Below are 11,390 nucleotides of genomic sequence, written 5' to 3'. Positions count from 1 at the left end.
CGTTGGTCAGGAAAGTCACGAGATTGGTCAATGATAAACGAAGTAAATTTGAATCCTGAGAAAAAAGAAGAAATGCGGGCGGCATAAAATTTAACTTGAGGCGACAACTAACTTGAAAAACTCCGACCTTAAACCTTAAACCTTAAACCTTAACCCGCTGACCAATAGACAATACTGAAGCAACATCGTGAGGTATTGATAAGCTTACCCTAAGCTCAGAGAGTTGAGCAAAAGTACCAATCTTATCTCCCTTTTTAACAAAGTCGCCTTGGTAAGCGCTCTTTTCTAAAACGACGTAGTTTTCTTTAGATTGAAATTTACAACGTTCTAAATTTTTTTTTGCGAGTTCTAGGTTGCTTGTTGCAATTAAAATATTAGCTTTAGCTATTTCTAATTGAGGCTTTCGCAACATTAATGATTCTTGTAGTTTTAAATTAGGGCTGTCTTTTTTAGGTCTAACCCTTTTGTATTCACTTTTCGAAAAGCGTTGCTCACCGAGCTCAAGCTTTAAGTTAGCTTCTGCTACTTTAAGCTCTCCCAATCGAGCTTGTAGCTGGTTTTTATAGTCCTCATCATCAATATGATAAATAGTTTCACTCCTATTTACTCGACTACCAACTTCAAAATTATTATTAAGGAATAAAATTTCACCTTCGACTTGTGCAAATAAAGTTAGAATATTTGGTGTTTCTATTCGGCCATAAGCTTGATAACTGGGTGTAAATTCTTGAGGTTTAGCCTTTAATATATTGACTACTAAAGCTTTGTTATTACTGGATGATAAAGGCAGTTTTGGAGGTGTTGCCAAAATAATTAATGCACAAATTGCTACGCTAAAAGTAATAAGAACAGTGATTATTTTCACTTTATTGACTTGCATTTCTAGTCCCTAATTTTATTGAGAAGGAAGTTGTTTTTTCTTTCGTTAGAATTTTTAGTAAATACAAACCTATTAGCTAAAAGGTAGTTACTTACCAAACCGGCCATAATTCCTAAGCAAAAAGCGAAGTGAATTAAGAAAAGCTCTTTGGCTATCCAAAAAACTATTAAATTGATTACGCCAGATAAATGAGCTGCGAACATGTGCTTACTCCATTGTTTTACAGCGCTTTCATAAGCCTGGTTATTGAAGGTGTAAACTCTATTACCTAACCATGTTGTGCTAGCTGCTAGCCAAAATGCTATTGCGCGTGCGGTTATAATTGAATCGATATGATTTACTAAAATAAAAAAAATAAAACTATCAACAATGAACCCTGCACCTCCTACAAAACAAAATTTTTTTAGTTGCTGCATTATTAAGCATTAAATAATTAATCGTAGAGCCATTATTAATTAGAAGATGTCTATAAATTGTCTTGATGCATTGACTTTTTATAGACTCAGGTTGTTTTAAGCTTGCTTTGTAAAATTATTGGAGAGCTTAATGAAACTGGTCGAACACCCTAAGTCTGTTAATGAAGATATAACGCTGAGCATCATAGTGCCTGTTTATAACGAGCAAGAAATGCTGCCTATCTTTAATCACCACCTATCGAAAGCTCTAAGCTTGTTATTAAACGAGCATGTGGAAGTCATTTATATTAATGATGGAAGTACTGACGATAGCTGGAATGCAATGTCAAATTTAACCAATCATTATGCCGATATTGAATGCATTAACTTAAGTCGTAACTTTGGTAAAGAAGCCGCGATGACCGCTGGTATAGATAATGCTAGAGGTGAAGCTATTATTTTATTGGATGCTGATTTACAAGATCCACCTGAACTTATTCCTAAAATGCTAAATGCATGGAAACAAGGTTTTGATGTTGTAAATATGAAACGGTCATCCCGCTTAGGTGAGTCACGCTTAAAACGTTGGAGCGCTCACATTTATTACAGGTTACTTGACCATTTATCTGAGGTTCCATTACAAAAGGACGTAGGTGATTTTAGGCTATTAAGTAGAAGAGTTGTTGATGATATAAAGAAATTATCAGAAAGAAGCCGCTATATGAAAGGAATTCTTTCATGGCCAGGATATAAGCAAACAACAATTAGTTTTGAGCGTCCTGAACGCGTTGCAGGAGAGACAAAGTGGTCTTTCTTTCAGCTGGTAAAGTTAGGCCTATCTGGCATTACAGCTTTTAGTGTAAAGCCTTTACAAATATCGACCTGGGTCGGCACTTTAATATCTACATCCGCATTTTTTTATGGCTTATGGGTTGTTGCCAAGACTCTATTCTTTGGAGAAACCGTTGCGGGTTACCCTTCGATAATGTTGACCCAGTTATTCTTAGGGGGAGTTCAACTGATAGCTATAGGCGTCTTAGGTGAATATATTGGACGTATTTATGCTGAGACCAAAGGGCGTCCTATATATTTAATAATGGATAAACAAAGCCAAAAGAGTCAGAACGGCATGGTGAAAAAACATGGCTGATAAAATAAATTCTACAGTATATTGGGCTTTAGCAATTATTATTTCCTTGATCGCTATAAGGCTTGTCTCACTAGGACTTTTCCCTCTCTACGATACAACTGAGGCTAGGTATGGGGAAATGGCTCGTATCATGGTAGAAACTCGTAACTGGGTTACCCCTCAGTTTGATTACGACGTGCCATTTTGGGGGAAACCTCCAATTCAAACCTGGCTGAGTGCCATTAGTTTTAATTTTTTAGGTATAAATGAGTTTACTGCTCGTTTACCTCACTTATTGTGTGGTTTATTAACCTGTTACTTGGTCTTTCGATTCACATTATCCCTGACGAATTTAAGTAAAAGTGTTTTATCTATATTGGTGCTAGTTTCTAGCTTAGGGTTTATCGTTGCTATTGGCATGGTTATGACGGATAGTGCTTTGCTTCTTGCTTATACCCTTGCAATGTTTAGCTATTGGCAATGCTATGCTCAAAAAAACCAACTTTATGGCTATTTATTTTTTGTCTCTTTAGCGCTCGGTATGCTAATTAAAGGACCTGTTGCTGTCGTGCTTATAGGGATTTCACTCGTTGTTTGGAGCGCTTGGCAAGGCTGCTTTAAAGTAGCTATAAGACGCTTGCCTTGGGTAAGTGGGATGTTCGTTTTTTTAGGTCTAACTTTACCTTGGTACATTCTAGCCGAAATACGTACTCCGGGCTTTTTAGAATATTTTATAGTTGGTGAACATATTCAGCGATTCCTTGTATCTGGATGGGAAGGCGATCTTTATGGCACAGCGCACGTTAAACCTAGAGGTACAATTTGGTTTTATTGGTTACTGTGCGCAAGCCCTTGGTCATTTTTAGCTTTAGGACTACTATTCAAAAAAGAAAATATTAAAAAAGCACTTAGAAAAGAACCCGACCAGCCAAATATAAATAAGTACCTTATTTGTTGGGTGATTTCGCCACTATTACTATTTACTTTAGCTGGTAATGTGTTGCCAATCTATGTGCTACCTGGTTTTAGTGCATTAGCTATACTGATAGCCTTAAACATAAAATTTACTAAGCTATGCAATTACTTGGCTTTATTTACGGTTTTAACCTTAATAGCTATGTTAAGTGCACTGCTAAAGGGTGCATGGGAGCACAAAAGCGAACATAAGCTACTCGAATTACATCAAAAATCGTTTAAAGAAGCCCCTTTGTATTATTGGAATAAACGCCCATTTAGTGGACAGTTTTATTCAAATGGTAGAGCTAAACAAATAAATGAAAAAGCATATTTACGAGACTTAGTTAACAGTAGTGGAAAAATATATATTGCTATAAAGCAGGACGAGTTTATTATTTTTAAAGATTTATTTGACGCTCATTGTGTTGTTGAAGAAAAATCCACTGTACGTTACCTATTAGTATGCAACGATAAATTTGCAAATAAGGTGTCTATTGAAAATTCTACTGATTGAAGATTGTCATACTGTTGCCGAAGTTATATTTGATTACTTTGAAGGTTCAGAGTTTGAATTAGACTTTGCAGCGACAGGCACGTTAGGTCTTGCATTAGCTCAGTCAAACAACTTTGACTGTATTATTTTAGATATAATGCTTCCCGGTATTGATGGTATAACAGTATGTCATCGGCTTAGAGCTGAAGGATATGATACTCCTATCATAATGCTTACGGCCAGAGATACCGATAGTGACATGTTACAAGGGCTCAAAATAGGAGCTGATGACTATATAGTCAAACCTTTTAATTTAGAACTTTTGGAAGCTAGAATAATAAATGCTGTTCGAAGGAGTTCAGGAAATGGCTTTGCAAAAACAGTTATTTTCGGTCCTGTTACAATTAATCTCAAAACTTGTCAGGTCTGGAGAGAAGGGAGTGAAATCAAACTGACCCCAACTTGTTTCAAAATTATGAAGCTTTTAATAACTAAAGCACCCAATGTAGTTTCTAGGCAAGAGATAGAGGATAGTATTTGGGGAGATGAGCTACCTGATAAAGACATACTTAGAAAACACATATACCAATTGAGACTCAAAATCGATAAGCCTTATGACAAAGATGTTATAGAAACTATACCTAAAACAGGATACAGATTGAGTGAGTGTAATGTTTAAAAGTAAACCAATTAGTCAAATAATTATAAAAGTATATCTATTGGGCGCTTTGATATTATTAGCCTTTTATGGATGCTTATTTTATTACACGGTGTTGTACACTGAAAATCAAGCCAGTGAACAGCGTTTGGCACTAAAAGCTCCCTATCACCTAAAACTTTTTCAAAAAAGCGAAAATACAAAAATAAAAATAGATCCGATATTAACAATCTATAATACGTATGAAATTTTACCAAAAAAAATTAAAGATAAAATTAACGTCGACTGGCTGGGTATCCAAAGTATTCATTTTGATGACGACAGTGAATTCACTGTATTTGCGCAAAAAATAAAAATTAATAATGATGAAATTACTGCTTATGCCATTGAGGATGTCGACCAAATAGAGTGGGACGATACATACTTTGCAATTTTCCAAATTATGATACTTTCTTCAGGTGTGATTTTATTCATTGGCTCTGCATTTTTTATTATTAAAATGGCAAAGCGGATAAGCTCTCCGTTTTCAGAGTTAGCTGAAATGCTTGAATATGATTCACATGAAGTTAGTAAACCTTTATCTGTTAATGGAAAATTATCTTTTGAGTTAGAAATGATGCTTGCTAGCATTAATAGCTATCGTAAGCGAATATATTCTGCATTTATTAGGGAGCAAACTTTTACTAGGTATATTAGTCATGAACTACGTACTCCTATGACGGTGATTCGAGGCGGTGTAAGTGTTTTAAGACGAGCAAATAATGATAAGACTACAAAGCAATTAACTAGAATAGATGATGCTGTAATAGAAATGGAGCAGTTAACTCATATTTTCCTATTACTTGCTAGAGACGAAGTTTCAAATACCAGTAACGTTTCAATATCAGACACGTTTATCGACAAAATAGTTAAGAACTTTTCCCCTACTATCAAAGCAAATCAAGTAAATTTCCATTATGACATACAGAATGAATTTTCATTACATGCGCACCCATTACTATTTTCAGCAGTAGTATGTAACTTATTAAAAAATGCTATTAATTGCAGTATTGAAGGTAGTGTAAATTTATTTATTTCTGAACAAAGAATAGATGTTATTGATGATGGATTAGGCCTAAATGAACAACCTCGCGGCTATGAAGGGTTTGGTATAGGCCTCAAAATTGTTCAAGATATATGTGAAAAATACCAGTGGACATTTAACATATCAAATAATATGGAAAAGGGCTGCACCGCTTCAGTGATTTTTAAAACTTAGGGGATTAAATTTATGCTAATCCACCCTCATAGCTTAGTTCTTAAGGAACACAGATCGTGTGACTTCCTATTTTAAAACGGCACATGTCATTATTTTTTTCAATGGATTGCCGCTTACAATTTACCGCTAGTAGCTTAAGTACACGGTGTACCTTACGATTACACTGTGTTTGCTCTATGCAATCCAGAATATCATCCAGCCAAAGATAACTGCACTTACTCGCTCTAAATGTCGAGATCGCACACTTAAATATCGTCGCTGCACTATGGCAGATAAACCGCTTGATAAGTGTTTGCAGTATGCTCAGCCAAACCAGCGATTCTGCAATGTGTGGGTCTCTTGTGATGAATCCCTTAAGGTTATTCCATGACTTTAGCTCTTTGAAAAGTAACTCGATTTGCCAACGAGTCGCGTATATATCGAGTAACTCATCAAAGTTAAACTGTGTTTCTTTTAAATTAGTAACAAGGAAAACAGGGCGTTTTTCATCGGGTAGATAAATAAGCCTGTACTCGGGTCCATTTTTCTTCCAGCGTACTGTTAACTCAAGTGGCTGACTAGCACGCTTTTTGAGCAATGTTTTGAGTTTAATATGCTTTTCTTTAAGCTCTACGCCCGCGCAATAAGCAGATGTGACGGTTGGGTTGATGTTTTTATTCGCTCTAACCAAAAAGTAGCCGCCATCTTGAGATACTTGCTCAAAGTAATCTAAATCAAAATACCCTGCATCAGCAAGTAATAACGTATCTCCAAGTGTGTGACTACCCGGTAAAAAGGCTCGCTCGGTTTCAACATCAGGACGGATATCTATTTCACAAGGCTGTTCGTTAAATAGGTCATAAGTAAGATGTAACTCAATTGCGGCAGGACTTATCGCAGTAAAGCGACCAGCAAAAACCGGAGCTAATTCATCATGTAGAGCAAATGAAGAGCCATCTTGCAATAACACTCGCAATATTCCTCGCTGGGTAAAAAAGGTTTTATCCAGCGTGTTTACAGTCAATTTAGACATCGCTTGAATAACGAGTTCACGGACTAGCTCAGTCAAGGTAGGTTTTCGAATTTGATTATGAAAAGGTTTATAACTTATCGTGCAATTGGCCTGCGTTCGCAGGTTCTGATGGATATCTGACAAGTTAGCGTCTTGCAGGCAAGATAAGCTTTTGAACACAGCTTTGAGCAGAGAAACGATCGACAGGCAACGGTGTCGAACTTGAAATCCGGAGGTTTTTGCAAGCTCAATGAGGTGTTTTTCTGAGATAAGGGCTTTTAATTGATTTGAAACTTGGTTAATCTGCATGTGAACTCTGTTTTTGGTCATGTTTTTATTGGCGTAACTATTTGATCATTAACAGAGTTCAACTTCAAGTTTTCTTAAGATCCAACCTATGAAATATCCTTAGTACAATTATAGGTTAGATACTAAGAAAATCTTAGCATAATATAATTTATAGCTAAGGTTCAAATAGAAACTCCAATACCTCTAATGAAGTTCTGTCTTTAGATTAATCCGATCAAAGGGAGGAGCGTCCAACTTAATTAACATAGTCTAAGAAAGCAGGTTGATGCAATTGAGCTACTCGATTATCCTCTTCTGCAAGGCTGGGTCTGTGATTGTGCAAATATCAGTCCTTCCCATCATGCGATAGCGATTTTTGGCTATCCATCTGTAAAGTTTATTTTGCATCGAAATAGGTAATATCCTCAAAACTGTCAATAAACTCCCTAACCCGCCAAGCCGCTCACCCACTTTGATAATCGCTTCCATTGAATAGTAGGGTTTACCATTTTCTAGATATAACCAACTTTCAGGATTATCAGGAGATAGTCCGTAGTGGCGTAAAACACTACTTCCAAGTAGGCTACCAACTGGGCAAATCAGAAACTCCTCATCTTTGTCAAGTTTGGCAATCAGGCGGGCGCCTTTAGAGCATGCACCACAGGTCCCATCAACAAAAACTATGCAGCCAGAATCTTTAAATTTAGGCACTTCAGGTGACTCCCTGTGAGACCAAGCTTTCAATTTAGTCATGTTATTAAGCTTATTGCAGATGTTATGACTGCGGGGCTAATAAACAATATAAGTACAGACATCATATACAGACTGAATAGGTGGATATTCAGGAAAATCATAAAGCTCAAATGCATTAACATCGCTCCGCCGACAAACCAAGGACTCAACTCTGTGATCCATAGACCAGGTGCCAGTAATAGCTCAAAGATAAGAACTCCCCAGGTCATTATCTGAACCAAAGATTTCTTGAGTAAAAAGTTAGGAAACTTAAACAGTCGATACATATCATTGGACACAGCGTAATAAATAGCTGTACCTTCTCGCCAAGTTTTACCTTTCAATTTCCAATACATGGTATTGAAGTATATAAAACACAGCTGGATCTGCATCAATCTTTGTGCCCAAGGAGCCTGCTCGGCAGGAGAGTTATTTAAGTTTTCGGGTAGATTAAATAGCAGAGCATCGAGTGACAGCGTATTTCCGCATGGTGTAAAAATAAGCAAGAAACACATCACTTTTGCCACAGCATCGCCTCCATTCGTTAAATGATCGGTACGACTTACAATTGAACGCGTGGTAATATATGCGAGTACGGCACTCAGCGGTGTTAAAAAACCTATAATCAACATGATGATGGCAGTGAGGTGAACAGCCATAATGAGCTGTGCAGACCTCATTGTTCCCGGTAAATACAAGAACAAAGACATTGATACGCCACCTGCTCGTTTAACATATCTATTATATTCAGTCAGGCCTGCTGGCCCCAAATAAAGCTCTGCTCGGTTTTGCAAATATATGGCATCAGTCAATAACACGCAGCCAAAAATAATGCGAAATACCGCGATCGGATAAACAGAGATTGGAGCAAAGAAAAAATTGTTCCACGCTTCAAGTAAAGTTTCAATAGGCATGTTTAGTCCTCACCAAGGTATGGATGAAAAGTAAATATTAGCTCTTTTTTAGCCTCCAAAATTTCACTCTGCGCTTCAATTGGAGGTGTGTCGCGAACGATGCGGAAAAGCTCTATTTTGGTCCGTTTGACCCTGCTTTTGTAAGTGCGTTGTATATATTCAATAAAATCGCGTTTTATTTGTTTGTCAGCCTTGTTTGCAGTGACTTGAAAATAAAACTTCAAAACTTTTTTATACTTTAGTTTTTCCCAAATTTTTAGTTCGTTATAAGGGATTGGTTCCCAGTTCGATTTTGAACCGTCTTCGTGGGTGAAAACTACCATTGGCCACATGTCTCTCATGGGGGGGTCTGGTGTAAACATAGTCCACTCAACATTTAAGCCTATCCAAGCGAATGGCCGGTACACTTTAGGGATGAAATAACGTCGTATGGCATTGTGTCGTTCACAATCCCAGAAAAAAAACCAAAACAAAATTACTATAATAAACAGGTTAGTTAACCCATGTATAAATAGTTCAATGTAGTATGCCACTAGTAAACCTCAGTTGTTTTTAAGAATGAATGATCAGATAGAGTCAGTTGCTGCAATGTGGTAGAGAACTTTACGAGCTCTGAGGGAAAAGGCCCTCCGACTTGTCTAAATAGAGTTCCTTTAACATTCTTCAGGAGTGCTTCTTTCCACGGGGAGTAAGCGACGTATAACTGACCACCTCGACTATAGATAGCGATGCGACCAACTTGATTATTGCTATATACACCCACTAACGCGTCATAGTTTTTGCCAGAATGGCGCTCAAAGGCGGTGTGTGTACTTTGGCAAAACTGATGAGGCCCAGCGTTAATCCAAGTAGTGCCACCGGACGTTTGGATAGACCAAGGGTATTTTGCCAATCTACCATTTTCTGTAATTAACCCTCGCTGACCTTTAGCGATAACTCGAGACAAAACGTCAGTGCCAACAGCCGCTTTTAACTCGCCTTCTTTTAGTACAATTTTTAATGTGGTACCTTGGTGATCGAAATACTCACCTACTAAAGCGTTTTTATCTGCAGGGGAGTGACTTAGCTTTACGTCTGTATTTCGTGTTAAGTAATGACTGGCAAATTCATTTATTATGTGAAACAGTTCATCTCCAGCTGAGGCTCTATTGACTATAGCGACCAATGCAAAGCCTTTTTCTGGCACCATATAAATTACACAGCTATGGCCTAAGTGTTCAGCTGCTTCAAATACTAAATTTCCCAGCTTTGAGCTAGCAAACAGTAACCCCATACCCCGAGAAATGCCATTGTCAATAGAGTTGTGGCTAGTAAACAGTAAATTGAGACTGATTTCAGTTAATAACTTTGTTCCATTGCATCTTCCACCTGTAATTAAGCATTGAAGTAGCTGCATGATGTCACGCGTATTAGAATGCATATCTGACGATGACGGCGGCGTACTAATTAAGGGCATTGGTTCACATGTAAACGGTGACTTACTGGCCTTAGTAAAGCAGGACAGCTGATGTGGCCTAGCAAATATCAAATCAGGTTCAGGTACGCCGAAGCCTGTACTTTTCATATCTAGCGGCAAAAAGATGGTTTTTTTAACAAAAAGCGTATAAGGCGTCTGAGTAACCAGCTCAATAATTTGGCCTAATAAAACAAAGCCCAAGTTTGAATATTTAATCGGGTTACTGTCACGTTTTCCAAGTGACATGAGGTCTCTATTGTTTAAGGTTGCTGCTATTTCTTCTTCACTTGGGGAAGAACCAATAAAAGCACCTCTAGGTAAACCTGCTGTATGCATCAACAGATCTTTTACGGTCACTGGTGATTTTTGACTTTGAGCCCAGTGGGTTTTTTTTAGGTAAGATAAGTACTTTGTTGCAGGCGCGTCGAGTTCTAGCTGTTGATTATCACATAAAATAAGCACAGCGATTGCTGTAATCAACTTGCTAATAGAGCCTACCTTATTAATAGCGTCGCTGCCAAAGGTAGACTCCGTAGCAAGCTCAGACATTTTATCATGTTCTATCAGGCGTACGCTCATAGAGGGAAACCCCATCAGCACTTTGCCATCTTGTAGATATTGATATAGATTAGAATCCATTTTGTCTTTCGCTCGCTAGATGGCTTATTTAGGTAAACTCAAAGCTGGCTACACTATTGAAAACATTAGCTTCAGCAATTACAGCCACTGCTGCAGAGGGGCTACCTGAGATATCAAAGCTGCCCATGTAATCAAGCATACTTGGAATTCCCGCAGTATTTGTTACGTTGCTAAGACCACTTTTAAGCGCTTTTTGATTTCCCGCATCCCAGCTCTTTTCAAAAGTCACCGCATCTACAGCATTATTGTCTTTTTTACCCAAGTTTTGAGCATAAGACAAAACCATGTATTCCTGAGCATCACGCTGATTCGCGTTGTTTACTTTAGGGCAATCACTAGAAGCGGCAGCATCACATGGGTACGTTTTTAGCATTTCTGTCTTAAGGGCACTCCAATATGTAGATGGAGTTGATTCACTACTGGGTTTGTTACTGTTTTTCAATGCATTAGCAATTGCTTCATTTGCTTTCTCTAGTGCTGTTCCAGCTAGAATTAGAGCTAGGTTTTTCAGCCTAGATGAAGATGCCGCGTTCAAGCCACCTTCTGCGGCAGCATCAGCAGCGGCATCAGCGGCAGCATCAGCAGCGGCATCAGCGGCAG

General features: G+C 37.9%; 12 protein-coding genes. 4 read left to right on the top strand and 8 right to left on the bottom strand.

The genetic code is table 11. The features are described from left to right. Window positions 1-142 precede the first annotated feature (142 nt). Window positions 143-880, bottom strand: coding sequence for an efflux RND transporter periplasmic adaptor subunit (locus H5154_RS21815; RefSeq protein WP_182719602.1), 738 nt, complete (start codon window positions 878-880; stop codon window positions 143-145). 2 nt (window positions 881-882) lie between these two features. Then, the gene (locus tag H5154_RS21810; protein ID WP_182719601.1) at window positions 883-1,296 is read right to left on the bottom strand and encodes a GtrA family protein; all 414 of its coding nucleotides are present in this window, start codon (window positions 1,294-1,296) and stop codon (window positions 883-885) included. Window positions 1,297-1,426: 130 nt separating this feature from the next. Here H5154_RS21810 and H5154_RS21805 point away from each other — a divergent pair, with 130 nt between their 5' ends. Genes H5154_RS21805 through H5154_RS21790 form a run of 4 tightly spaced genes read left to right on the top strand, consistent with a single transcriptional unit; the run spans window position 1,427 to window position 5,770 of the window. Continuing rightward, a complete protein-coding gene (locus H5154_RS21805; protein WP_182719600.1) occupies window positions 1,427-2,425 on the top strand; it encodes a glycosyltransferase family 2 protein in 999 nt (332 codons plus the stop codon). Next, entirely contained in the window at window positions 2,418-3,875 is a 1,458-nt protein-coding gene (locus H5154_RS21800) for a glycosyltransferase family 39 protein (protein ID WP_182719599.1), read from the top strand. The genes H5154_RS21805 and H5154_RS21800 overlap by 8 nt, the downstream gene beginning before the upstream one ends. After that, window positions 3,856-4,533, top strand: a complete 678-nt coding sequence (locus H5154_RS21795) for a response regulator transcription factor (protein ID WP_182719598.1) — start codon at window positions 3,856-3,858, stop codon at window positions 4,531-4,533. Before H5154_RS21800 ends, H5154_RS21795 begins: the two co-directional genes overlap by 20 nt. Beyond that, window positions 4,526-5,770 (top strand): HAMP domain-containing sensor histidine kinase, encoded by a 1,245-nt coding sequence (locus H5154_RS21790; RefSeq protein ID WP_182719597.1) that lies wholly within the window; start codon window positions 4,526-4,528, stop codon window positions 5,768-5,770. Before H5154_RS21795 ends, H5154_RS21790 begins: the two co-directional genes overlap by 8 nt. A gap of 40 nt (window positions 5,771-5,810) precedes the next feature. Here H5154_RS21790 and H5154_RS21785 read toward each other — a convergent pair whose 3' ends face one another. The 6 genes from H5154_RS21785 to H5154_RS21760 all read right to left on the bottom strand — a co-directional run. Then, window positions 5,811-7,070 (bottom strand): IS4 family transposase, encoded by a 1,260-nt coding sequence (locus H5154_RS21785; RefSeq protein WP_182719596.1) that lies wholly within the window; start codon window positions 7,068-7,070, stop codon window positions 5,811-5,813. A gap of 276 nt (window positions 7,071-7,346) precedes the next feature. After that, on the bottom strand, window positions 7,347-7,802 hold the full coding sequence (locus tag H5154_RS21780; protein ID WP_182719595.1) for a thiol-disulfide oxidoreductase DCC family protein: 456 nt from the start codon (window positions 7,800-7,802) through the stop codon (window positions 7,347-7,349). After that, window positions 7,799-8,695 (bottom strand): HTTM domain-containing protein, encoded by an 897-nt coding sequence (locus H5154_RS21775; protein ID WP_182719594.1) that lies wholly within the window; start codon window positions 8,693-8,695, stop codon window positions 7,799-7,801. The genes H5154_RS21780 and H5154_RS21775 overlap by 4 nt, the downstream gene beginning before the upstream one ends. 2 nt (window positions 8,696-8,697) lie before the next feature. Beyond that, a complete protein-coding gene (locus H5154_RS21770) occupies window positions 8,698-9,057 on the bottom strand; it encodes a hypothetical protein (protein ID WP_220491396.1) in 360 nt (119 codons plus the stop codon). A gap of 170 nt (window positions 9,058-9,227) precedes the next feature. Further along, window positions 9,228-10,790 carry a serine hydrolase gene (locus tag H5154_RS21765; RefSeq protein WP_182719592.1) on the bottom strand — a complete coding sequence of 521 codons (1,563 nt, stop codon included), beginning with the start codon at window positions 10,788-10,790 and terminating at the stop codon, window positions 9,228-9,230. Window positions 10,791-10,818: 28 nt separating this feature from the next. Further along, window positions 10,819-11,390, bottom strand: a 572-nt coding sequence (locus H5154_RS21760) for a hypothetical protein (RefSeq protein ID WP_182719591.1), incomplete at its 5' end; no start/stop codon positions are given.

The sequence above is a fragment of the Pseudoalteromonas sp. SR44-5 genome (genome assembly GCF_014163675.1).
In the GTDB taxonomy this organism is placed as follows: domain Bacteria; phylum Pseudomonadota; class Gammaproteobacteria; order Enterobacterales; family Alteromonadaceae; genus Pseudoalteromonas; species Pseudoalteromonas rhizosphaerae.
The sequence above is the reverse complement of the archived record's forward strand: the minus strand, read 5'-3'. Positions and strand labels throughout refer to the sequence as shown.

Bases quoted from the DNA above. Each gene is read 5' to 3' on its own strand.
- H5154_RS21815 (WP_182719602.1), bottom strand. From the start codon at position 880: ATGCAAGTCAATAAAGTGAAAATAATCACTGTTCTTATTACTTTTAGC.
- H5154_RS21810 (WP_182719601.1), bottom strand. From the start codon at position 1,296: ATGCAGCAACTAAAAAAATTTTGTTTTGTAGGAGGTGCAGGGTTCATT.
- H5154_RS21805 (WP_182719600.1), top strand. From the start codon at position 1,427: ATGAAACTGGTCGAACACCCTAAGTCTGTTAATGAAGATATAACGCTG.
- H5154_RS21800 (WP_182719599.1), top strand. From the start codon at position 2,418: ATGGCTGATAAAATAAATTCTACAGTATATTGGGCTTTAGCAATTATT.
- H5154_RS21790 (WP_182719597.1), top strand. From the start codon at position 4,526: ATGTTTAAAAGTAAACCAATTAGTCAAATAATTATAAAAGTATATCTA.
- H5154_RS21785 (WP_182719596.1), bottom strand. From the start codon at position 7,070: ATGCAGATTAACCAAGTTTCAAATCAATTAAAAGCCCTTATCTCAGAA.
- H5154_RS21780 (WP_182719595.1), bottom strand. From the start codon at position 7,802: ATGACTAAATTGAAAGCTTGGTCTCACAGGGAGTCACCTGAAGTGCCT.
- H5154_RS21775 (WP_182719594.1), bottom strand. From the start codon at position 8,695: ATGCCTATTGAAACTTTACTTGAAGCGTGGAACAATTTTTTCTTTGCT.
- H5154_RS21770 (WP_220491396.1), bottom strand. From the start codon at position 9,057: ATGTTTACACCAGACCCCCCCATGAGAGACATGTGGCCAATGGTAGTT.
- H5154_RS21765 (WP_182719592.1), bottom strand. From the start codon at position 10,790: ATGGATTCTAATCTATATCAATATCTACAAGATGGCAAAGTGCTGATG.